Genomic DNA, 22,973 nt, shown 5'->3' on the forward strand with positions numbered 1-22,973 from the left:
TCTAAATCTGGCCGAGCGTCTTGATCTTGGCTTTGGGGTGGATCTCGTTCTGCGACATCACCACTGTCGCCGGCCGGAACCGCTCGATGATCGAGCGCACATAGGGCCGGATCACCGGGCTGGTGAGCAGCGCCGGTACCTCGCCCATCATGGCAAAGCGCTCGAAGGTCTGGCGCACGGCGGTGATGAACTCCTGCAGCTTCGAGGGCGCCATGGAGAGCTGGCGATCGTCGCCGCTGCCGACCAGCGACTCGGCGAATGCCTGCTCCCATTCCGGCGCGAGGGTGATGAGCGGAATGTATCCCTGGTCGGCGGCATTGGCGTCGCTGATCTGGCGGGCGAGCCGGGTGCGCACATGCTCGGTGATCTGGCCGATGTTGCGGGTGAAGCCTGCCGCCTCCGAGATGCCTTCGAGGATAGTCGGCAGATCGCGAATGGAGACGCGCTCGGATAGCAGGTTTTGCAAGACCCGCTGCAGGCCGCCGACCGAGATCTGGCTCGGGACGACGTCGGCGACGAGCTTCTGGTGGGTCTGGTTGGTCTCGTCCAGCAGCTTCTGGGCTTCGCTGAAGGACAGCAGATCGGGCATGTTGTCCTTCACCACCTCGGTCAGATGCGTCGTGATCACCGTCGGCGGATCGACGACCGTATAGCCGCGGAACATCGCCTCTTCGCGATTGGATTGCGGCACCCAGACCGCCGGCAGGCCGAAGGTGGGCTCGGTCGTCTCCTCGCCGGCGAGATTGATCTTGCCGCCGCGGGGATCCATGACCAGCAGCATCCCGGGTCGCAGATCGCCGCGCCCGGCCTCGACTTCTTTTACTCTCAGCACATAGCTGTTGGCCGGAAGCTGCAAATTGTCCTGGATGCGCACCGAGGGCATGATGAAGCCCATCTCGGAGGCGAGCTGGCGGCGGAGCGCCTTGATCTGGTCCGTCAGCCGGCCGCCCTCCGCATTGCGCACGAGCGGCAGCAGGCCGTAGCCCAGCTCGAGGCGAATGAGATCGATGGCAAGCGCGGTCGAGATCGGCTCTTCGGCCACCGGCGCCGGCTTCATCGCTTCGGCCTGGCGCTCCTGCTCGCGCACCTGGCGGCGCTGCATCTGCGCATAGGCGACGTAGCCCATGAACGCAGCCAGCGCCAGGAACGGAACCTTCGGGATGCCGGGGAGCATGGCCAAGACCACCAGAAGGCCGCCGCTCATCGCCAGCGCCTTCGGGTAGGCGGCGAGCTGGCCGAGGAGCGCCCTGTCCGTGGCCCCTGAGAGGCCGGCCTTCGTTGCCAGGATGCCGGCGCCGACCGAGACGACGAGGGCCGGGATCTGCGAGACCAGCCCGTCGCCGATGGTCAGCACCGTGTAGTTGTTGAGGGCTTGGCTGAGGGAGAGCCCGTGCTGGAAGGTGCCGATCAGCAATCCGCCGAGGATGTTGATGAAGGTGATGAGCACGCCGGCAACCGCGTCGCCGCGCACGAATTTCGAGGCGCCGTCCATGGCGCCGTAGAAGGTGCTCTCGTCCTCGAGCTCCTTGCGCCGCCGCCGCGCCTCGCGCTCCTCGATCAGCCCCGCCGAGAGATCGGAGTCGATCGCCATCTGCTTGCCCGGCATGCCGTCGAGGGCAAAGCGGGCGGCGACTTCGGCGATGCGCCCCGAGCCCTTGGTGATGACGATGAAGTTGATGATGATCAGGATGCTGAAGACGACCACGCCGATGATGAAATTGCCGCCCATCATGAACTTGCCGAAGGCCTCGATGACGTGCCCGGCGGCGCCGGTGCCCGAATGGCCGTTCTCCAGGATGAGGCGGGTGGCGGCGATGTTGAGCGCCAGGCGCAAGAGCGTCGTGACCAGGAGGATGGTCGGGAAGGCGCTGAGATCGAGCGGCTTCTGGATGAACATGACGGTCATCAGGATCAGGAACGCCACGGTGATCGAGATGCCGAGACTGATGTCCAAGAGCCAAGTCGGCATCGGCACCAGGAGCACGCCCATGATCGCCATGACGCCGAAGGCAAGCCCGAGATCCGAGTTGCCCTTGGTTAGGCCCTGAAGCTGCTGCCAGAATCCACCGAGATTGACCTCGGCCTGAGGTTGCGGCTGCTCGTTGGCGGTTTCGGCCATGACCGGCTTCTACCGGCTCAGCTCGTCAAGCTCGCGCGCTCGCCCTCGCCCGGCATCGGCACCGGCACGCCCTCCTGGGTGTATTGCTTCAGCTTGTTGCGGAGCGTGCGGATGGAGATGCCGAGAATATTGGCGGCGTGCGTACGGTTGCCAAGGCAATGCTGGAGCGTGTCGATTATGAGGTCGCGCTCGACGTCGGCCACGGTGCGGCCAACGAGCTGGGTGCGCTCGCCGGTGGCACGGGAGGAGGCGGCCTTGGCCGCCGCCGGCACCACGCCGCCATCGCCGCTTTGCTCGCCGGTGAGCATGATGTTCTCGACCTCGATCGCCGAGCCTTGGGCCAGGAGCACGGCGCGGTGCATGGTGTTTTCCAGCTCGCGCACATTGCCCTTCCAATGGTGGGCCTGCAGGCGCTCGAGTGCGCCGGGCGACAGCGACTTATCCGGCAGGCCGTTGGCGGCGGCATACTTTTTGGAGAAATACTCCGCCAGCGCGTGAATGTCCGCCGGCCGCTCGCGCAGGCCGGGCATGCGCAGATTGAACACGTTCAGCCGGAAATACAGATCCTCGCGGAACTCGCCCTTCTTGACCGACTCATCGAGATCGCGGTTCGAGGTGGCCAGCAGGCGGATGTTCACCTTGACCGGCTGATTGCCGCCGACACGGTCGATCTCGCGTTCCTGCACGGCGCGCAAGAGCTTCGCCTGCAGGCGCGGATGCATCTCGCTGATCTCGTCCAGGAGCAGCGTGCCGCCATTGGCCTCCTCGAACTTGCCGACACGTCGGGCGATGGCGCCCGTGAACGAGCCCTTCTCGTGCCCGAACAGCTCGCTTTCCAGCAGGTTCTCCGGAATGGCGGCGCAATTGACCGAGACGAACTTCTCGTTCGACCGCCGGCTCTTGGCGTGGAGATAGCGGGCCATCACCTCCTTGCCGGTACCGGATTCTCCGGTGATGAGCACGCTCGCGTCCGACGGCGCGATCTGATCGGCGAGCCTGATGACGCTCGCCATCGCCGGGTCGCGGTAGACGAGCCGCGTGCTGTCCTCCGCGACCGCCTCCAGGACCGCGGCGATCAGCTCGGCATTGGGCGGCAGGGGAATGTATTCCTTGGCGCCGGCCTTGATCGCCTGCACCGCCGCATTGGCATCGGTGCCGATGCCGCAGGCCACCACCGGCACGTTGATCCGCTCGTTCTTCAGGCTGCTGACGAGCATCGCCACGTCGAGCTTGACGTCGATCATCACCAGATCGGCGCCTTGGCCGGAGCGCAGAGCGGTCATCGCCGCTGGGATCGCCTGCACATGGGCAACCTTGGCGCCGCGCTCGTGCGCGATCTTGCCGGCGGTGGTTATATGGCCGTCGAGCGAGCCGACGATGAGTAGCCGCATGAGACGTCTCCGATCGAGCGAGTTCCGCTCTTCAGTCGAAATTCCTGAGCCGCTTGTCGGGCGGCAGCAAGGTGTTGAGCAGCATTTCCAGCCGCCGAGGATTCTCTTGCCGCCCGATGGAAGCGGCGGCGGTCAGGTAGATCGTGTTGACGAGGGCCTCCTCGCCCGAATTGCGGTCGAGCTTGGCCGCCAGCGGCGCAAACAGCATGTTGCCGAGGACCGCACCGTAGAACGTGGTGAGCAACGCCACCGCCATGCCCGGACCGATCGCCGCCGGATTGTCCAAATGGGCCAGCATCTGCACGAGCCCGACCAGCGTACCGATGAGGCCCATGGCCGGCGCCACTTCGGCCGCCCGACGGAGCACGCTGGCGCTTCTCTGATGCCGCGACATGATGGCGACCAGCTCCTGGTGCATGACGTGCTCGACCTCCTCCGGCGAGGCGCCGTCGACGACCATGGAGAGGGCTCGCCGGAGAAAGGGAAGAGCGCCGAGGAGGCCGAGCTGCCGCTCCAGCACCAGCACACCCTGGTTGCGGGCTAGCTGCGCCAGCTCAAGCACGTGCTCGGCGGCCTGGCGCGGGTCCCGGCTGGCGCGAACCAGCGCCAGCGCCACCGCCTTCTGCGTGCGGGCGATGTCGCTAAGCGAGAAGCACACCGTCGTCACCGCGAAGGTGCCGCCGAAGACGATGAGCGCCGCCGGCAAGTCGATGAAGGCGGAGGGCGAGCCGCCCAGCGCCATGGCCGCAAACATCAGACCAAAACCGGCGGTCAAGCCGAGAAAGGTGGCGAGATCGACCTGCCGGCGCGGCGGTGCGGCGGAGCGCTCGCTGGGCGCGATGTCGGTCAATTTGATCCTGGTGGCCGGATGGGTCATGGCAAGCGAGCTCTACGACCTCTCCGACTTGATGATTTCCGTCATGGTCACGCCGAGGCGCTCGTCCACGATCACCACCTCGCCGCGAGCGACGAGGCGATTGTTGACGTAGATGTCGATCGCCTCGCCGACCTTGCGGTCGAGCTCGACCACGGCGCCGCGGCCGAGCTTCAAGAGGTTGCTCACCTGCATCGTGGCCTTGCCCAAGACCGCGGAGACCTGCACGGGAATGTCGTAGACCGCCTCGAGATCGCGTGCCGATTGCGGGCCGCGCCCCGCATCGATCGCTTCGTCCTCTTCCTCCGCTTGCGCGGCTTGTGCGCCGGCCTCGAGCTCGTTCAGCTCCAGATTTTCGTCCTTACCCATGCTGCGTTCTCCTCATGCGAGCCGCTCTCGCGCGGCGGACGCCGACTCGTGTCATGCGCTGGCGGCAGCGGCGGAAGCGGGCAGGGCAGGGGCGGCGCCCTCCTCGGCGTCCGGTGAACGATCGAGCGCGCGGGCGACGATACGATCGATCTCGCGCCACTGCTCCTCGTTCAGGCGCTCGGCCGCCCCCGACGACCACTCCAACCGACAATCGCTGTCGCCCAGCGACTCCTCGCCGAACAGCACGAGTTGCCCCTCGAAGCTGCAGGCCTTGCCGGCGGCCTCGATCTGCGGGCGGAGCGGTTCGACCAGCTCGCTCGATACCCGGATGACGATGCGCGGCTCGTCGATCAAGGTCTCGATCACCTGGCGAACCAGGCTCTGGATCTCCTCGGAGCCGTGGCGGCGGACATGGGCGGGAATGACCTTGCGTGCGATCGCGTGGGTAACCTCGAGCGCATTCTGCATGGTCTCGTGGATCGCCTGGCTCTGGTCGCGGCCGAGCTCGGCCAGGGCCCGGCTCACCTGGTCCATGGCATCGGCGAGACGGCGCTCGAGCGAGGCCTGAGCCTCGACCAGGCCGGTATTGCGGCCTTCGTTGAAGCCCGCCTGGCGCGCCGCCTGCAGCTCCTCTTCGGAAAATGTCGGCGGCGGCGGCGCGGCGTTGGCTTCGGCTTCCTGGGCGGCGCGCTCCTCCTCCTCGCGCAGCCGATGAGCGCGCTCGACCGGCGTCTCCTCATCGAAGGAGTTCTCGAAAAGATACGGGCGGATCGTTGCCGGCACTGGGCATTCCCCGGGGTTAGTAGACCAACTCGTCGCCGCCCTTATTGTCGGACAGCACGATCTCGCCGCGCGAGGCCAGGTCCTTGGCGAGGTTGACCATGTACATCTGCGCCTCGTCCACCTCCTTCAAGCGGATCGGGCCCATGGAGGCCATGTCCTCGCGCAGGAGCTTGCCGGCGCGCTCGGACATGTTGGAGAAGAACATGTCGCGGAGCTGCTCGGAGGCGCCCTTCAGCGCGATCGCCAGCTTGCTCTTCTCCACCGTGCGCAGCAGCGTCTGCACGCCGCCCGGATCCAGGCGGGACAGGTCCTCGAAAGTGAACATCAGCGCGCGGATCTTCTCGGCGGAGTCCTTGTTGCGCTCTTCGAGCGCGGCGATGAAGCGCGACTCGGTGGCGCGGTCGAGGCTGTTGAAGATCTCCGCCATCATCTCATGGGCATCGCGCCTGGTGGTGCGCGCGAGGTTGCTCATGAACTCGGTGCGCAAGGTGCGCTCCACGTCGGAGAGCACATCCTTCTGCACCGCCTCCATGCGCAGCATGCGCATCACCACTTCCATGGCGAAGTTCTCGGGCAGCATGCTCAAGACCTTGGCTGCGTGCTCGCCCTTGACCTTGGACAAGACCACGCCGACGGTCTGCGGATATTCGTTCTTGAGGTAGTTGGCGAGCACCACCTCGTTTACGTTGCCGAGCTTGTCCCACATGGTCCGGCCGGCGGGACCGCGGATCTCGTCCATGATCCCCGAGACCCGGTCGCCGTCCATGACCTTCATCAACAGGCGCTCGGTCGAATCGAAGGTGCCGACCAAGGAGCCGGTGGAGGAGATCTGCTCGGCGAACTCCACGAACAGCCGCTCGACCACGTTCGAGGAGACCGTGCCGAGATTGGCCATGACCTGGGAGATCTCCTTGATCTCGTCGTCGCTCATCAGCGCAAAGAGCTTGGAAGCGTGCTCCTCGCCCAAGCTCATGAGCAGCATCGCCGCCTTCTCTGGACCACTGAGCGCCCGATAATCCTCGCGAACGCGCATCACCCTGCTCCCCTTACCGCAAGCCCACCCGAAAAGGGCCTGCGGCCATCACCTGCTCAGGTGGCTTCCTGATACATCCAGTTGCGGACGATGGCGACGGCTTCCTCCGGGTGCTTGTCGACGATCTCGCCGATCTTCTTCAAGGACGACGCGCGGACCCGACCCTCGACGCGGTTGATGTCGATCATCGCGTCGAGCAGATCTTCCGGCTCCTCTTCCGGGGGCGCCAGCGCCGCGGCGGTGTCGAGCGGGCCGGCGAGTGCGGCCATGCCGGCACCCGGCGGGCCGGCGACGGCTTCCGGTCCTAGGGCCGCGCCGGCTGCCGGCAACGCCTCGAACAGCCTGGTCAGGACCGGGCGGACCACCAGCAGGATCACCAGCAGGCCGACCACGCCCAAGACGATGATCTCGGCCAGCTGCAGGAACTCGCGCTTGGAGATGCCGAAGAGCGTGGTCGCGGTATCGGCGACCTCTTCGATCTGGGCGAAGGGCAGGTTGGCGAGCTCGACCTGGTCGCCGCGATTCGCATCGAAGCCGATTGCAGACTTCACCAGGGCCTCGAGCTGCTGCATCTCATCCTTGTTGCGGGCGGCGTAGGTCTTGTCCGGTCCGGAGTAGATGCCGTCGACCAGAACCGCGACCGACAGGCGCTTGACCGCGCCGCCCTCGCGCACCGTGTTGCGGACGATGCGGCTCACCTCGTAGTTGACGGTCTCCTCGTTGCGGCCCGAGCGCGAGCCGGTGCTCCCGCCGCCGACATTGACGCCGGTCTGGCCTTCCGGGAGGTTGTTCTGCACGGTGACCGCCTGATTGGGCTGGCCTTCGGTCGAATTTGAGGTCTCCTCGACGGTCTGGGTCGAGCGCACGACCTGGCCATTGGGATCGAAGCTCTCGGCGTTCTCGGTCACCCGATCGAAATTCACCTCGGCGGAGACCTCGGCGCGGACCTTGCCGAAGCCGACCGAGCGCTCGAGCAACGCCTCGACCTGGCTACGAATGCGACCCTCGTAGGCGATGCGCATTTCTTCGGCATTGGTGACGGCCAGGCTCTGCACGTTGACCTCGCCGCCCCGGGCGAGGAGATTGCCCCGATCGTCGACGATCGAGATGCGCGACGGCTTGAGATCGGGGACGGCAGCGGCAACCAGCTGCTGGACCGCCTGCACCTGCGGCTTGTCGAGCTGCTTGCCACCGCGCATCTTCAGGATGATTGAGGCGCTCGGGTCCTGACGCTCCCGGCTGAACAGCTCGCGGCGCGGCAGCACCAGATGGACCCTTGCGGCGGCAATGCCGGCAATGGTGCCGATGGTACGGGCGAGCTCGCCTTCGAGGGCCCGGACCTGGTTGATCGCCTGGACGAAGTTGCTGGTGCCAAGGCCTTGAGTTTTATCAAAAATCTCATAACCAACGGAACCGCCGGAGGGGAGCCCGGCCTGGGCCAGGGAGACGCGAAGATTGAGCGCCTGGTCGGCGGGGACAAGGATCTGCGTGCCGCCGGCGGCCAGCCGGAACGGCACGCTTTGCTGGGAGAGCTTGTTGACGATCTGGCTGGTTTCGGCCGGATCGAGATCGGCATAGAGAAGGGTCAGATCGGGCTGCCCGAGCCGGGTCATGAGGAAGATGAAGAAGCCCAGCATCACCAGACCCACGCCGCCGAGGGCGGCGACCCGGACCGTGCCGAGATTCTTGATCATCTGAACGAGTGCGTTCACTGGCGCCTACCTCTCCGCCCGGCTGCGACGGGTTCTGAGCGAACCCTGGCCGTGGCATGATCTGAGGATCCCCCGGATGGGCAAATTTTGCCTAGTACCGTACTCCAAAAGCGATTCGTTGAGAACCCTCTTTCTATAAAATTTTATGTTTTTTTGCCCTAAAAAAATTCCACTTTCTACTCTTTGGCGCGGTTACGGTGAAAATGCGCCGGGTGCCGAGCCACATTTTGCCGAGACCGTCACAGTTTGAGGCCAAAATCCGGCTTCCGAGCGCGAAGCACGCCCCGAGCGCTCACCCTAGCCTTAGTTCGATTAACAAAGCCTAGCCCAAGCCCTATCCTCGGGGCGCTCGAGGGACGGGTCAGGGAAGCGGGGCCGGGATGGGGCGAGGGCAGCGACCGGCGACAGGGCCGGCGAGACGCAGGGCGGCTGAAGCTTTGCAGCGCGGCATGGCGGCGCACAGCGCCGGCCAGTTCGCGGCTGCCGCGGCGCTCTACCGGGCCGTCCTCGATGTCGATCCGCGCCATGCGGATGCGCTCAGGCTCTTCGGTCTCACCTGCTTTCAAACCGGCCAGACGGCGACGGCCATCGAATGGCTGAGCAAAGCCGTGCGGGAGGCGCCCACCACCTCCCAGTACCGGACCGACCTTGCCTTGGTGCAGATGTCCGCCGGGCGGCTCGAGGAGGCCACGCGCATGCTCGCGGCCGCCCTGGCGCTGGCGCCGGAGAGCCCCGAAGCATGGTTCAACCGGGCGATGCTGGCGGAGGGGGCGAAGCGCCGCGACGAGGCAATGGCGCTGTTTCGCCGCGCTACATGGACCCGTCCCGAAATGGCCGAGGCCCATGCCGCGCTGGGCACGCTCCTGGTGGCGCGGGGAAACACGAAAGCCGCGGTCGGGCCGCTCTCCCAGGCGATTGCCCTCGATCCGGAACTGTCCGAGGCGCGCTTGAAGCTCGGCGGCGCCCTGCAGGAGTTGGGCCGGCAAGAAGAGGCTCTCGCCTACTATGCCGGCGGGTGCGCGGCGCAGCCCGAGGTCGTCGAGTTCCACAACAACCGGGGCAACGTGCTCCTGGCCTTGGGGCGGGCCGAAGAGGCGGCAGGCGCATACCGCGTCGGGCTCGCGTTCCGACCGGATCTGGGCGAGACCTTCAACAATCTCGGCAACGCCGTCATTGCCGGGCCGCATCGAGACGAAGCCGGTCCCTTCTACCGGCGGGCGGTGCTGTTGCGACCGAACCTCGCCGAGGCCTTGAGCGGGCTCGGACGCTGGCTGGTCGACCGTGAAGCCCATGAGGAGGCGATCCAGCGCTTTCGCCAAGCGCTCGCGATCGAGCGCGAGCGGCCGGAATATCTGAGCAATCTCGGCAGCGTGTTGCGCACCGTTGGCCAGCTCGACGAGGCGCTGCGCTTGTTTCGCCACGCGCTGGCCTTGGCTCCCGGGAATCCGGAAGGCCACAACAACATGGCGAGCGCCACGCTCACCCTCGGCGATGCCGATGACGCCATTCGCAACTATCGCCGCACGCTGGCGATTGCGCCTGCCGTGCTCGACGTGTGCCGCAATCTGCTGACCGCGACCTTGTATTCGACCGCGGTCTTGCCGGCCGCAGCCTTTGCCGAGCACCGGCGGTTTGCGGAGCTGTTTCGGCCCAAAGAAGCGCCCACGCCGCTGCCGGCTCGAGCCCGCGAGCCGGAGAAGCGCTTGCGCATCGGCTACCTCTCCTCCGACTTCCGCCATCACCCGATCGCACGCAACACCTGGCCTTGGCTCACCGAGCGCGATCGGACCCACTTCGAGGTGGTGTGCTTCGCCGAGGTGCACAAACCCGATCACGTGACCGAGCAGCTGAAGCCGCTGGTGGATGGCTGGATATCGATCATCGGCCGCAGCGATGCGGAGGTGGCCGCCGAAGTGCGCCGCGCCGGGATCGACATCCTGATCATTCTGGCGGGGCATTTCGACCGCAACCGGCCCTTGGTCGCCACCTACCGTCCGGCGCCGATCACGGCGAGCGCCCATGACGGAGCGACCAGCGGGCTCGAGGAGATGGATTACCTCTTGGCAGACCCGATCGTCTGTCCGCGGCATGGACGCGAGGGCTTCACCGAACGGGTGGTGCGCTTGCCGCTCATCTCGCTGCAGCGACCCATCGACGGGGCGCCCTCGATGGAGCCGCCGCCGGTGCTGCGCACGGGCGCCATCACCTTCGGATCCTTCAACAACCCGGCGAAGGTAACGCCGGCCACCGTCGAGCTATGGGCGGGCGTGCTGCACGCGGTGCCGGGCTCACGCATAGTGCTCAAATACCGCAACGTGTTCGGAGCGGCAGCGGCCCGACAACGCCTGCAGGCGATGTTCGCCCGGCGCGGCATTCCTGCCGAGCGATTGGTGATGGCGGCGGCGAGCGGCACGGCGGATCCGGTGCTGCATCACTTGGCGCTCTACCACCATGTCGACATCGCTCTCGACACGTTTCCGTTCAACGGTTCGACGACGACGTTCGAGGCGTTGTGGATGGGCTTGCCGGTGGTCACGCTCATGGGCGAGACCATGATGGCGCGTTGGGCGGGCTCGATGCTGGCCCATGTCGGCAGGCGAGAGTGGGCGGCGGAGACGGCCGCAGACTATGTCCGCATCGCTGGCGCGCTCGCCGGTGATCGCGACCGGCTCGTCCGCGAGCGTCAGGCGCTCCGTAGCGATGTGGCGCGTTCGCCCTTGTGCGACGCGCCACGCGCCATGCGGCATCTCGAGCGGACGTACAGGGCCTTGTGGCGGCGCTGGTGCGCCGCCGCCTAGGCCCTATTGCTATTGTTTAAGTCGCGTCGCCTCATCCAGCATCTGATCCGCCGTGGTAATCACCCTGGCCGCGGCGTTATAGGCGCGCTGCACGATGATCATGTTGGTGAATTCCTGGGAAAGGTCGACGGTCGAGTTTTCCAAGGAGGAGGGCGAGATCGCGCCCGAGGCGCCGGTGTTGGCCGGCCGCAGGAACGGATTGCCCGACGCGCTGGTGGTGCTGTAGGCGTTGCCGTTGATGCGCTGCAGGCCGTCCGCGTTCTGATAGGTGGCGACCGCCAGCCGGTAGATCTTCTGCGACAAACCATTGGCGAAGGTGGCGGTGATGAAGCCGTTGTTGTCGACGCCGACGCCGGTCAAGGCCGCCGGCGGCACGCCATCCTGGGTGATGCTATTCACCGCATAGGGCGAACCGACTTGGGTCGTGCCGTTGCCCGTGCCGATGGTGCCGAAGTTGATGTTGATCGTCTGCGGCTGGGCGACGCCGGCGGGGAGGCCGATCACGGCCGAGAAGTTGATGCCGGAGACCGCAAGGATGCCGGAGGTCGCCGGCGTGGTGTTGCCGTTGACGTTGATCAGCTGGCCCTGGTTGTTGAAGTTGACGGTGAAGGCGGTGGCCGGCGTGGTGATGCTGGTCGGGTTGAAGGAGACGTTCACCGTCCATTGGTTCAAGGTGGCCGTAGCGTTCCAGGTCAAGACCATGGTCTCGGGATTGCCGAGCGCGTCGTAGGTGGTGATGTTGGTGGTCTGCGCCGCCGGCGTCGCCACCGCCGTGGGCGGCAGGTTCAGCGCGGCGGTGATATTCGCCGTCGCGCGGGCGACCGAGGACTGACCGGTCAGGTTCACCGTCTGCAGATTGGCGAACAGGTCCGTTTGGCTGGTGGTGACGCCGGCAGGCGTCAGCACGTTGCCGAACGGATCCAGCTTGTAGCCCTGCAGGAAATAGCCGCCGGCGTTGAACAGGTTGCCGTTCTTGTCGCTGGTGAAGTTGCCGGCGCGGGTGAACAGCGTGTTCGAGTTGGCCGCCTGGGTGCCGCCGGGCTGGGTGGTGACCACGAAGAAGCCCTGCCCGGTGATGGCGACGTCGGTCGGCGACGTGCTGGCCTGGATCAGGCCCTGCTTGTCCACTTGCGTGAACGGATTGCCCTGCACGCCGCCCGGCGAGTAGCTCGTGGTGCTCTGGCCATTCGTCACCAGGGTCGAGAAGCGCGTCTGCGTTCCCTTGTAGCCGACGGTGTTCACATTGGCGATGTTGTCGGAGATCGACGCCATCGAATTGCCGTTGGCGAACAGACCCGACACGCCCGCGAATAGTGCACCATAGATGCTGCTCATGACGCTTCTCCTTCTCTAACCTTCGCGGGCCTCTCGGCCGCTCTCCAAATTTGAACCGTTGCGCTGAGTCCTAGGATTCGACGCTGGTGATGTCCGACATGTTGACCTTGACCGACCCGATGAGCAGGACCGGACCCGAGCTGTCGACTTCGACGCCGGTGACCTTGCCGCCGACCTGGGTGGTGACGGTGACCGGCTGATTTTGCCGATCGACGGCGCCGACGGTGATCTTGTAAGTGCCGTCGGCCAGCTGGATGCCGTTGTCGTCCTTGCCGTCCCAGCTGAAGCTGTGATCGCCCGTGGCCGTCTCGCCGACACCGTGGAACACCACCTTGCCGGTGGAATCGGTGATGGCGATCGAGGTCGCCTGCGCCGTCGCGGACAGGTTGTAGCCGAAGGTGGCGGCGCCATTTTGCAGTTGCTGGCTGCTGCCGTTGGCGCGAATGGTGTGGCCGATATAGGTGGTGGCCTGGGACACCTGGTTGCCGGTCTGCAGCGAGATCAGCTTCTCCAGGTTCTTGTTGGTGGTGATCGACTGCTCGACGGCGCTGAACTGCACTAGCTGCGTGGTGAACTGCGTGGAGTCCATCGGGCTCAGCGGATCCTGGTTCTTGAGCTGCGTGGTCAAGAGCGTCAGGAACTTGTCGGCGGTCTGCGACAGGTTCGCGAGCGCGTTCGTGGAATTGCTGGCATTGCTCGTTGCCGACGAGTTGGTGAGGCTGCTGATGCCGGTCATGACTCTGTGTCCTTCGCGCTCTTACACGCTGACGTCGACGCCGCCGGCGGCACGCCGCCAAGCAGCTGCCGGAGGTGAAGCAGGATCCGTGCCAATCTCGCGTTCGCTCGGCGCCGACACCAGCGTGCGACGCCCGGCGTCGCGGTCGGCGAACTGGTCAGCGCTGCGCTGTTCGCGCAGGTTGAAGCTCAGGCTGCCGGAGTCGGTCTTGAGGCCGGCGTCCTTCAGCGCTTGGTCGAGATGCGTGGCGTCCCGGCGAAGCCAGTCCAAGGTTTCCGGCTTGTCGGCGGTGATCGCGGCGGCGACATGGCCGTCACGCCGGATATCGAGCTGCACATCGATGCGGCCGAGGGACTCCGGCTTCAGCTGGATGGTGATGCGGTTGCTGTCCGATTGCACCGCCTTCGAGACTTGGACCGCGATCTGCTCGGCCACCGGTGGGGGCACGTGAACGGCTCGGCTTGGCGCCGGAGCGTCCGTGCGTGTCGTCGCGTCCGCTTGCTGTGCAGGCGGCGCGGAGGCAAGGGGCGTTGGCTGTCCGGCGCCGCTGGGCTTGCTCGAACCGGCATCGGCGGCAAGCGTATCGGTGGCCGCCTGCGGCTGGTCGCTCGGCTGCGCCGCGGCTTGCGCGTGCCCACCTGCCGCACCCAGCTCGGAGGCGAAATCCGGCAGGGTCGGCTGGGCGAAGGCGGCCGCCGCATTCGCACCCGCGAGCTGGTCGCCGTTCAGCAACCTGGCCGTCAGGCTCTGTGCCGGCATCTTTGCGGCGCCTGAGCTCTGCGCCAGCGCCGCGACGGCAGCGCTTGCCGGGACCGACGGAGTATCGGAGGCGCTCTGCGCGATAAGCAGCGCGGCAAGGGAGGCGGTGCTGAGCGGCGCATCGTTGCCGTCATCATCGGCCGTGGAAGAGGGCACCACCGCCACCGTGGCCGCTGGCAGAAGGACCAGGCCCGTCTCGGTGGCCGTCGCCGTGGCAGTCGGGTTGGCATTGACCGTGGGGGTGGCCACGAAGGCGGTGGTGCGATCCGGCCCGCTGGCAGCGGCAGGCGCAGGATCTTGGACATCGGTCGTGCTTGCCGCTGCCGGCGCCACCGGCGCTGCCTGATTAGGAGTTGCCGACGCCGCGCTTGCGAGCGGCTCGGGGGCGGCAGGGGCGGGGGCGGATTGCGGCGCCGGGGCGGATTGCGGCGCCGGGGCGGCAAGCGCGCTCGCCGTGACGGGCTGCGCGGCGCCAGACGCATCGGCGGCGGCTGCCGTGTCTTGAGTGATGTCCGTCAGGGACGGGGCGGTGCCGCTCGGGACCGTCGCCGCGACGGTTGCCGCCTGGTCGGCGGCGGCCGCGGCTGCTGCGGCCGCTGTCGGTGGGGCGACGGCAGGCGTCGACGTGGGGTCGACGGCGACGCTGGCGTTGGCCGCCGTCGGATCGAAGGAAGCGGTGGCGAGAGCAGCGCTGCTGGCGTCGTCGTCATCCGCGGCACTTGCGGTTGCGCCGACAGCGGCAATAACGACTGGCGGGCTCGCGGCCGGCGCCGGCGGGTCGGAATTCGGTGATGTCTGGGCGGATGCCGCATCGGACGGATCTTGGCATGCATCGGCGACCGCGGCCGCACCCTTCGAATGGTTGTCGGTCTGGCCGGCGGCGCCGCCGTTTGCCTGGGACGCTGCCGTCTTATCGGCATCGGCGGCATCGGAGCGGACCACCGCGTTGCGCCGGGACGCCTTCGACGATGCGCCGGCTTTAGGCTTAGGGTCCGCGGCGCGGTCGGCGCGGCGGTCGTTGTTGCTGTCGTCGCGCGCTTTCTGGGAGGCACCGCGGCGTGTGCGGCGGTCGTCCTCGGCAGCGCGGGCGGCAGCGTTGCTGTCTAGGCTCGAAGGCGCCGAGCGCGGAGCGGCGCTGACATCGGTGGAGGCGGTATCGTTGGAAGCAGGGGCGTTCGCTCGGGAGCCCAGGAGTCCCGCCGCGCGCCGATCGACCGCCTGATCGAGGTGGGCGGCGAACTCTGCGCCATGATCACCGTCGTCGTTGGCACGCGCGCGCGATGGCGCAGGAATGGCCGAGGCGACGATGTCGATGCCGATTGCGTCCATGATGTCGTAGCCGTCTGTCTATTGTGGCAGCTCGAATGGAAGCAATTCGCAGGCCAGGTGCGATTTCGCGCAAAGTTGCGCGACCACAAGGGGTTATTCGGAAAAATCCGACACCGGAAAGGCTGGGATGACGCTGCGGGGCAGATTCTGCAGAGGTACCCCCGGCACATTTTGCCGGGCGCTGACCGGCTCAATAATGCCCAGCGAGCTCGACGGCGACCGGCCGGTTGCTGTGGTAGTAGGCGCCGCGCCGGTGCCCGTACCAGACCACCTCGCGACACCAGGTGGCGAGATCCTCGTAGCTCTCCTTCGAGCGCTCGATGCGGTAGCTGACCTCGCCTGCCGTCAGCGGCTCCCGCTGGCCGTTGAGCACGCCTCGGTAGAAGCGCCAGGTATCGTAGTTCAAGCTCAAGGTGCAATCGTCGTATTGCTGCGGCTGGCTCAGCAACGCTTGGTTCAGTCGCAGTGCATCCTTGACCGGCTCCGCAGGCGCCGATGGCGCATGCTGAGCCAGCACCTCAGAGATCCGGCGCAATGACTCGGCAAAGAACGCATCCAGCTTCCTCTCCGCGGTCAGCTTGATGAACTGGAATTCGTCGGCCGGCCACCAGATCCCGAGATAGTCCGGCGAATAGACGAGCTCGTGCCCGCCGTCCTGGATCGACTGCGCCTCAGCCAGGAAGAAATCGCGGATCGAGGCGATGAGCGGATATTCGGAAGAATCTACCTCGGTGAAGGCTTCGATCAGGCGCCGATAGCCGACGCCGGAGACCTCGTGCGCGACCACCAGAGGAATCTGCAGGAGCTTGTCGAAGTGCAGGAGGGCGGTCATCCAGGCGAAGGTGCGCGTGCGCCGCCAGTCCTCCTTCGGCATCGCGCGCGTGGCGATCACCAGCTGCTGCATCTCGGCGATTCCGTCGATATCCTCCTCGAGCGAGCCGTGCACGTTGATGATCTTCGTCGGCACGGTGACCATGCCGTACTTCGCCTGATAGGCGGGATCGCCCATCTCCGCGTTGGGAAGGATCGACAGGTTGTTGAACTGGATGCGGTTGTGCTGGCCGCCCTCGATCACCCGGGCCACGCCGTCGACGAAGGCATCGTAGGTCTCGCCGGGCAGACCGATGATGAGGTCGGAATATGTGGCGACGTTGTCGCGGGTGAACCGCTTCTGCAGCTCCTCGTAGGTGGCAAGCGAGATGTTCTGCCGCTTGATGCTCTCAAGCGTGTGCATGTCGACGCTCTGCAGAGCCAAGGCCACGCCCTTGCTCAAGCCGGCATCGGAAAGGATTTTCTGCGTCGTATAGGCGCGTTCGGTGGCGTTCTTGGTATTCTGCACCGAAAGCGCCTTCGGATAGCCCTTGGCGCGCTTGTTGGCGGCGGCGTATTCGGCGATCTGGATGTCCCGCGGCAGGATGCCGAAATTGGCATCGCAACAGAAGATGAACTCGATCTTGCGCTCGCTGAACCAATCGAGCTCGGCCTTGAGCCGATCCATCTCGAAGGTGAAGACCTTGCTCTGGGTGGCAGAACCCCAGTCGCAGAACGTGCAAGCGAAGGGACAGCCGCGATTGGTCTCCCAGAGCACGATCCAGGTTTCCTCGCGATGCGCCTCGATGAGCGGCCTGAAGGTGCCGCTGAGATAGGGCGAGGGCGTGGCCTCGATCTCGCGCGTTCGGCCGGCCTTCGGCTGATGGTGAAAGGCGCCATCCGGGGGGAGAAAGCTGATGCCCGGCACGCCTGAGAGGTCGCCGCTGGGGAGCGCTTCCAAGAGATTGAGGAAGACCTGCTCGCCCTCGCCATGGCAGGCAATGTCGACGAAGGGATTGGCCCTAAGCCACGCCTCGGCCCGGTCCGGCACTTGCGGTCCGCCGAAGACGATGACGACATCGGGACGGACCTGCTTCAAACGCTTGGCGATCTCCAGGCTTAACCGCTCGTTCCAGACATAGAGGCTGAAACCGACAATGTCGGCCGAACGCAGGTGCTCGACCGCGGCATCGGCCCGCAAACGCTTATAGAGCGGCAGCAGGAAGCGGTACCGCGCAGGAGCGGCAGCATGCGCCAGGGTGTGCGCCTGGAGCAGGCCGATGGAATAGGGGAGGTAGTTTTGGCCCGAAAAGCTGTTGTTGATCTGGGCCAAGCCGACGACAAGCGGGTTGCCGGGCGTCCCCTTCACCTCGCCTTTGGTTGCACCTGCCTGACCCATAGCTATATCCCGCTGCGGCCCGAGATCCTCGATACTCGGCGCCTAGACTCCGCGTTGAGTGATATCAAATAAGGAGGACGCGTGCCAGGGCGCTGGGGTCCGTCGAGCCTCACGCGAATCGCCGCCCGGCGCCGGCACGATACCAATCGACGGTTTTGCCGATCGCCTCCAGCAGGGTAGTTCGCGGCTGAAAGCCTAGGATCTCGCGCGCGCGCGCGATGTCGGCGACCTTGCGCGGCTCGCCGGCCGGTCGGCTGGTATCCCAGCGGACGGTGGGTTGCCGGCCGGTGGCCGCGAGCACCGCCTCGACGACCTCGCGGATCGAATGACCGATGCCGCTGCCGAGATTGATCGGCCCCTGGCCAAGACCGCGCTCGTAGGCGCGAAGCAGGCCGTCAACGACGTCGTCGACATAGAGGAAATCCCGAACCGCGGTGCCGTCGCCCCAGACCACGAGAGGATCCTCGCCAGCCTCGACGCGGCCGATCAGCGCCGGCACGACCAGCGCCGTCTTGGGATCGAAGTTGTCGAAAGGGCCGAAACAGTTGACCGGTCGGACGACGGCAATGTCGGTCATGCCATATTGCTTGGCGATGGCCTCGATCTGCTTCTCGGCGATTCGCTTGGCCCAGGCGGCATATTGATCGGCCGGGTGCGGATTCGCCGACCAGGCCAGGTCCTCCTGGTAGAGCGCCATGGACGGATAGACCGACACGGTCGAGGTGTAGACGAGGGCGCCGACGCCGGCACGGCGCGCTGCCTCGAGCGTGTTGAGGCAGATCAGCAGGTTCTCGCCCAGCATCGTCGCCGCCTGGGTATTCTGGATGCCGATCGAACCGCGCCGGCCGGCCAGATGGAAGACGACCTCGATGCCGTCCATCAGCGACTCGGCAAAGGAGCGGTGGGTGAGATCTCCGACCTGGTGCTCGCCACTCTGGAGGGCCGGCGACGGCGCGCGCGTCGAGGTGGTGCGCACCTGGACGCCTCGGCTCAGCAGCGTCGGGACCAGCGCCCTACCGATCAACCCGGTGGCGCCGGTCACCAAGACCCGACGGCCATCGTAAGGCTGCTGCGCGAAGGGATGCTGGTCTCGGCTCATCGCGACGCCGAGACTATGCCGAGAAGCGCGACTCGCGCTACACCCGCGCGGTGACGACCGTGGACCAGATGCTGGCTGAAGGTCTTGCCCATCACCGCGGCGGGCGGGTCCCGGAGGCGCGCTCGCTCTATGCGCGCGTGCTCGACCTCGAGCCGAGCCAACCCGACGCCCTGGCGCTTTTCGGCACCATTGAGCTGCAAGCCGGGCGCGCGACGGCGGCGCTGAGCCTCCTCAGCCGGGCGCTTGCGCTGCAGCCCGACCGCCGGGATGCCCTCATCGGCCGCGCCCGCGCCTTGCAACAGATGGGTGAGCCGGCCGCTGCAATCGGCCAGCTCAAGCGTGGGCTGGCGCTCCGCGGTTCCGACGCGGGGCTCCTGTTCGAGCTCGGCCAGTGGCTGTTCGCATCCGATCCGCTCGCGGCGCTCAGGACTTTCTCCCACGCCCTCCAGCTGCAGCCGGATGCCGTAGGGCCGCTCTGCGGCATCGGGGCCGCTCTGGACCGGCTCGGCCGCGCTGAGGATGCCGCCCGAACGCTGCGCATGGCCGGTGCGTTCGCGCCTCAGCATCCTCCGGCTTGGCTGATGGCGGGGCTGATCGCCCGCAGCAACGGTCGGCTGGGTGACGCGCTGCGCGACCTCGCCCGCGCCCTTGCGCTTGTGCCGAACAGCATCGAGGCGCTTGATGCGCTCGTCTGGTGCCGGCAGCTCGCAGGCGATGTGCGAGGGACGGTGAGAGCCGCACGAGCGGCGCACCAGCTGGTGCCGGATCGCGTCGATCTGCACGCATCCTACATTCTCTCGCTCCTTCCGGTCGCCGCTGCGAGCACGGCCGAGATTCTGGCGCAGTGCCGAGCTTGGGATGCGCGGTTCGCGCGCTCGCTGTCCGGCGCGCTGCCGCCCCCGGGAAACGATCCCGATCCCGATCGTCGACTGCGCGTCGGCTACATTGCGGCGCAGGGCTTTCGCATGCACACCACGGCGAGCGTGCTCTGGCCGTTGATTGAAGGCCACGACTCGCGGCAGGTCGAAGTCTTCTGCTACAGCGACGTGGCGCCGAACAACGAGGATTGGGTAACCCAGCGCCTGCAGTCCCTCGCCTTTGGATGGTGTCGGGCCGGCGGACTCTCCGATGCGGAGCTCGCCCAGCAGATCCGCTCCGACCGGATCGATGTGCTGGTTGACATGTATGGCTATCCGCCGGGCTCGCGGCTGCTGAGTCTTGCGCGGCGCCCGGCTCCGGTGCAGGTGAACGGCTTGCCGATGGGTAGCTTTGGGCTCGATGCGGTGGCTTGGGCGATTACTGACGATCAGCTGACCCCCGCCGGAAGCGAGGAGTGGTTCCACGAGCGGCTACTGCGCGTGCCGCTCGCCTATTGCTATCGGCCGCTCGTGCCGGCGCCGGAAGCCAAGTGGGATCCGGCCGCCTCGCGCGGCATCGTCTTCAGCTCCTTGAACCAACCCGGCAAGATCTCGGAAGCCGCGCTCGCCGCCTGGGCCCGCATATTGCTGCGTCTGCCCGATGCCAGGCTGGTGCTGAAGGGTATGGGCTTCATCGACGCTGCCGTCCGCGCCGCTTTCCTCAGGCGCGCCCGGAGCGTCGGCATGCCTGAAGAACGGCTGGAGCTACGTCCATGGTCGTCCAGCACGGCCGAGCACCTCGCTACCTATGACGAGATCGACATCGCCCTCGATCCATTTCCATATTGCGGCGTGACCACGACTTGCGAGGCGTTGTCCATCGGTGTCCCCGTGGTCACCCTCGCCGGCGATCGGGTCATCGGACGCTATGGCGCTACGTTCTTGAGCGCAATCGGTCTCGGTCATCTCGTTGCCGATTCTGTCGAGCGCTATGTCGACATCGCATCGACGCTTGCCTCCGACCGCAGGGTGCTGGCGGAGCTGCGCGTGAGCCTCCGTCGGGATTTTGCCGCGTCCGCAATTTGCGACGGCGCCGCCTATGCGCGCTCGCTTGAGGCGGCCTATCGCGTGATGTGGCGCGATTGGTGCAGCCGGCGGTGACCGACCAACGGATTGCCGAGGCCCTCGGGCATTACGCGGCCGGGCGGGTGAGGGAAGCGGTCCGGCTTTCCATCGAGGTACTGACCAATGAGCCGGAGCAAGCCGACGCACTGCATATCCTGGGCGTGGTGGCGCTCGATGCCGGCCGTGCCGAGCAGGCCATCGATCTGATCGGCCGCGCGCTCGGTCGGCGCAATCAAGACGCCATCATGCACAACAATCTCGGCAACGCTCAGCGCCGTTTGCGGCGGAGCGCCGAGGCGGTTCACAGCTTTCGGCGTGCGCTTGCCGGCATCCCGCACGTGGCCGAGATATGGACCAATCTTGGCGCAGCCTTGGCCGATGAGCGGGATTCGCCGGCAGCGCACCGCACGTATCGACGTGCGTTGGCGCTCGATCCTGCGTGCGCCGATGCGCAGCTCGCGCAGGCCCTGTTGGACCAAGCAGAAGGGGTTGACGCGCGCCTCCGTCTCGAACGCGCCCTGGCGCAGGCGCCGACTCTGGGAGCCGCCTGGTTCGCACTCGGCAACGGCAGAATGGCCGTCAGGCACAACGCGGCTGCGGAAAGCGCCTACGGCCGCCTGACGGCGCTCGATCCGAAGGACGCGGCGGCTTGGACCAATCGGGGTGCCGCCCGCCATCGCCTGGGCGACTGGCGGGGTGCCGAGGCGGCGTTCGAGCGCGCGCTCGCGCTCGAACCCGAGCAGGCGGATGCCGAGAATGCCTGGGGCAGCCTGCGCCTTGATCAGTATCGCACCGCTGAGGCCGCTCGCTCGTTTGCGCGCGCTCTCGTTCAGCGCCCGGAATTCGCGGCGGCCCACTACCATCACGGCAACGCGCTCTTTGCCCTGGGAGGCCTGGATCAGGCGGTAAAGGAGTTCCAACGCGCGCTCGATTGCGACCCGCATATAGCCGAAGCGGCCGTCAACCTCGGCAATACGCGCCGCGATCAGGGACGGATGCTGGCGGCCAAGCAGGCGTACGACCGCGCGATCGCGATCCGCGACCTGCCGGGAGCTCGAGTGCGGCTGGCCACGCTGCTGCCGGTCATCCCGGTGTCGCTGGCCGCCATCGAGGAGTCGCGGACGCGTCTGGCTGAAGCGGTGGAGGAGCTGAGGCGCCGTGGAACCGCGCTCGCGGATCCTTTGGCGGAGGTCGGGGCCGCCAACTTCTATCTCGCCTATCACGGCCTGGACGACAGGGCGCTGCAAGAGCAGCTGTCCCGATTCTACCGCGAGGCCTGCCCGGATCTAACGCTAGCGCTGGCCGAGCCGCAGGCAAGGCCGCGCGCGGACGGCCGGATCGCCATCGGATTCGTTTCAACCTTGCTGCGCACCCACACCATCGGCCGGCTGAATGCCGGCCTCATCCGCCATCTCGACCGCCGCCGGTTCCACGTGAGCGTCATCGGGCCGGCCCATGGCCAGGACGCGATCGCAAGCGAGATCGCCAGCTCCGCCGATCGGGCGATCACCTTGCCGAGAGACCTGCAAGCGGCGCGGCGAGCGATCGCCGCAGCGGGGCTCCATGTCGTCTACTACCCCGACATCGGCATGGACCCTATGACCTACTTCCTCGCCTACGCGCGGCTGGCGCCGCTGCAGGTCGCAAGCTGGGGCCACCCGGACACGACCGGTCTTTCTTCGATCGACTTCTTCCTCTCCGCCGACACCATGGAGCCCCGGGAGGCCGACCAGCACTACACCGAGCGTCTCGCCAGATTGGCCGGGCCCACGGTCTGCGTTTCCCGACCGCAGGCGCCGGCGCGGAGGAAGACGCGTGCGGAACTGGGATTGCCCGAGGCGGCCACGCTCTACGTCTGTCCGCAAAGCCTGTTTAAGCTGCACCCGGAGTTCGATCCGGTGCTCCGGCGAATCCTCGAAGGCGATCCCCGGGGCCGGCTCGTGCTGATCCATGGCAAGGACCGGCATTGGGCCGAACTCGTGCTCGAGCGCCTGGGCGCCGGCGTCGCGGAGCGGACGATCGTGTTGCCGATGCTGTCCACCGCCGATTTCCTTAGCCTGCTTGCGAACGCCGATGTGATGTTGGACCCGCTGCACTACAGCGGCGGACATACCAGCCTGGAAGCCCTCGCCTTGGGCCTGCCCATCGTCACTTGGCCGGGGCGCTTCATGCGGGCGCGCCATACCTATGGCTTCTATCGGCTCATGGGCTATGAGACGCTGGTGGCCAGAGATCCCCGGCACTATGTGGAGCTGGCCGTGGCCCTTGGGCGGGATCGCGGGCTTCGGGACGAAGCACGGCGCAGCATTCGCGATTCGAACGCCGTGCTCTACGACAACCAGCCGACGGTGGGCGCCATCGGCGATTTCCTGGAGGCGGCCTTGGCGGCACGCTGGTGAGTTCCGTGGCGGCAACGCCGGTGCTCGGCTATAGATGCGGGCATCG

At 66.7% G+C, this 22,973-nt stretch carries 15 protein-coding genes; 3 read left to right on the forward strand and 12 right to left on the reverse strand.

Annotated features, from left to right (window positions below; all coding sequences use genetic code 11):
* Nucleotide 1 precedes the first annotated feature (1 nt).
* The 7 genes from flhA to fliF are packed head-to-tail and all read right to left on the reverse strand — an operon-like array spanning nt 2 to nt 8,281.
* The gene (flhA, locus tag HY058_15835) at nt 2–2,119 is read right to left on the reverse strand and encodes a flagellar biosynthesis protein FlhA (protein MBI3498769.1); all 2,118 of its coding nucleotides are present in this window, start codon (nt 2,117–2,119) and stop codon (nt 2–4) included.
* A 17-nt stretch (nt 2,120–2,136) separates the two neighbouring features.
* Nucleotides 2,137–3,510 carry a sigma-54-dependent Fis family transcriptional regulator gene (locus tag HY058_15840; GenBank protein ID MBI3498770.1) on the reverse strand — a complete coding sequence of 458 codons (1,374 nt, stop codon included), beginning with the start codon at nt 3,508–3,510 and terminating at the stop codon, nt 2,137–2,139.
* Nucleotides 3,511–3,541: 31 nt separating this feature from the next.
* Complete coding sequence (locus HY058_15845) at nt 3,542–4,387, reverse strand: MotA/TolQ/ExbB proton channel family protein (protein MBI3498771.1); 846 nt, start codon at nt 4,385–4,387, stop codon at nt 3,542–3,544.
* 12 nt (nt 4,388–4,399) lie between these two features.
* A complete protein-coding gene (fliN, locus tag HY058_15850; GenBank protein ID MBI3498772.1) occupies nt 4,400–4,753 on the reverse strand; it encodes a flagellar motor switch protein FliN in 354 nt (117 codons plus the stop codon).
* Nucleotides 4,754–4,804: 51 nt separating this feature from the next.
* The gene (locus tag HY058_15855) at nt 4,805–5,536 is read right to left on the reverse strand and encodes a hypothetical protein (GenBank protein MBI3498773.1); all 732 of its coding nucleotides are present in this window, start codon (nt 5,534–5,536) and stop codon (nt 4,805–4,807) included.
* A gap of 16 nt (nt 5,537–5,552) precedes the next feature.
* Entirely contained in the window at nt 5,553–6,569 is a 1,017-nt protein-coding gene (fliG, locus tag HY058_15860; GenBank protein ID MBI3498774.1) for a flagellar motor switch protein FliG, read from the reverse strand.
* Between the two features lie 56 nt (nt 6,570–6,625).
* Nucleotides 6,626–8,281 carry a flagellar M-ring protein FliF gene (fliF, locus tag HY058_15865; GenBank protein MBI3498775.1) on the reverse strand — a complete coding sequence of 552 codons (1,656 nt, stop codon included), beginning with the start codon at nt 8,279–8,281 and terminating at the stop codon, nt 6,626–6,628.
* 449 nt (nt 8,282–8,730) lie between these two features.
* On the opposite strand from fliF, the gene HY058_15870 reads away from it, so the two are divergent.
* Complete coding sequence (locus tag HY058_15870; protein ID MBI3498776.1) at nt 8,731–11,079, forward strand: tetratricopeptide repeat protein; 2,349 nt, start codon at nt 8,731–8,733, stop codon at nt 11,077–11,079.
* A gap of 9 nt (nt 11,080–11,088) precedes the next feature.
* Here HY058_15870 and HY058_15875 read toward each other — a convergent pair whose 3' ends face one another.
* The 5 genes from HY058_15875 to HY058_15895 form a co-directional block, all read right to left on the reverse strand.
* Entirely contained in the window at nt 11,089–12,414 is a 1,326-nt protein-coding gene (locus HY058_15875) for a flagellar hook protein FlgE (protein MBI3498777.1), read from the reverse strand.
* 70 nt (nt 12,415–12,484) lie between these two features.
* Entirely contained in the window at nt 12,485–13,150 is a 666-nt protein-coding gene (locus tag HY058_15880; GenBank protein MBI3498778.1) for a flagellar hook assembly protein FlgD, read from the reverse strand.
* 21 nt (nt 13,151–13,171) lie between these two features.
* On the reverse strand, nt 13,172–15,238 hold the full coding sequence (locus HY058_15885) for a flagellar hook-length control protein FliK (protein ID MBI3498779.1): 2,067 nt from the start codon (nt 15,236–15,238) through the stop codon (nt 13,172–13,174).
* A gap of 190 nt (nt 15,239–15,428) precedes the next feature.
* The gene (locus HY058_15890; GenBank protein ID MBI3498780.1) at nt 15,429–17,447 is read right to left on the reverse strand and encodes a cobalamin B12-binding domain-containing protein; all 2,019 of its coding nucleotides are present in this window, start codon (nt 17,445–17,447) and stop codon (nt 15,429–15,431) included.
* A gap of 109 nt (nt 17,448–17,556) precedes the next feature.
* Complete coding sequence (locus tag HY058_15895) at nt 17,557–18,546, reverse strand: NAD-dependent epimerase/dehydratase family protein (protein ID MBI3498781.1); 990 nt, start codon at nt 18,544–18,546, stop codon at nt 17,557–17,559.
* 50 nt (nt 18,547–18,596) lie between these two features.
* Between HY058_15895 and HY058_15900 the strand changes: the two genes are divergently transcribed.
* Together HY058_15900 and HY058_15905 are read left to right on the forward strand one after the other, a co-directional pair.
* Nucleotides 18,597–20,564, forward strand: coding sequence for a tetratricopeptide repeat protein (locus HY058_15900; protein MBI3498782.1), 1,968 nt, complete (start codon nt 18,597–18,599; stop codon nt 20,562–20,564).
* Nucleotides 20,561–22,927 carry a tetratricopeptide repeat protein gene (locus HY058_15905; protein MBI3498783.1) on the forward strand — a complete coding sequence of 789 codons (2,367 nt, stop codon included), beginning with the start codon at nt 20,561–20,563 and terminating at the stop codon, nt 22,925–22,927. The genes HY058_15900 and HY058_15905 overlap by 4 nt, the downstream gene beginning before the upstream one ends.
* Nucleotides 22,928–22,973 lie beyond the last annotated feature (46 nt).

Source organism: Pseudomonadota bacterium (genome assembly GCA_016195085.1).
In the GTDB taxonomy this organism is placed as follows: domain Bacteria; phylum Pseudomonadota; class Alphaproteobacteria; order SHVZ01; family SHVZ01; genus JACQAG01.

Coding starts and splice junctions, on each gene's coding strand:
- fliN (MBI3498772.1), bottom strand. CDS start 4,753: ATGGGTAAGGACGAAAATCTGGAGCTGAACGAGCTCGAGGCCGGCGCA.
- HY058_15885 (MBI3498779.1), bottom strand. CDS start 15,238: ATGGACGCAATCGGCATCGACATCGTCGCCTCGGCCATTCCTGCGCCA.
- HY058_15875 (MBI3498777.1), bottom strand. CDS start 12,414: ATGAGCAGCATCTATGGTGCACTATTCGCGGGCGTGTCGGGTCTGTTC.
- HY058_15880 (MBI3498778.1), bottom strand. CDS start 13,150: ATGACCGGCATCAGCAGCCTCACCAACTCGTCGGCAACGAGCAATGCC.
- fliG (MBI3498774.1), bottom strand. CDS start 6,569: ATGCGCGTTCGCGAGGATTATCGGGCGCTCAGTGGTCCAGAGAAGGCG.
- HY058_15840 (MBI3498770.1), bottom strand. CDS start 3,510: ATGCGGCTACTCATCGTCGGCTCGCTCGACGGCCATATAACCACCGCC.
- HY058_15870 (MBI3498776.1), top strand. CDS start 8,731: ATGGCGGCGCACAGCGCCGGCCAGTTCGCGGCTGCCGCGGCGCTCTAC.
- HY058_15890 (MBI3498780.1), bottom strand. CDS start 17,447: ATGGGTCAGGCAGGTGCAACCAAAGGCGAGGTGAAGGGGACGCCCGGC.
- flhA (MBI3498769.1), bottom strand. CDS start 2,119: ATGGCCGAAACCGCCAACGAGCAGCCGCAACCTCAGGCCGAGGTCAAT.
- HY058_15895 (MBI3498781.1), bottom strand. CDS start 18,546: ATGAGCCGAGACCAGCATCCCTTCGCGCAGCAGCCTTACGATGGCCGT.
- HY058_15845 (MBI3498771.1), bottom strand. CDS start 4,387: ATGACCCATCCGGCCACCAGGATCAAATTGACCGACATCGCGCCCAGC.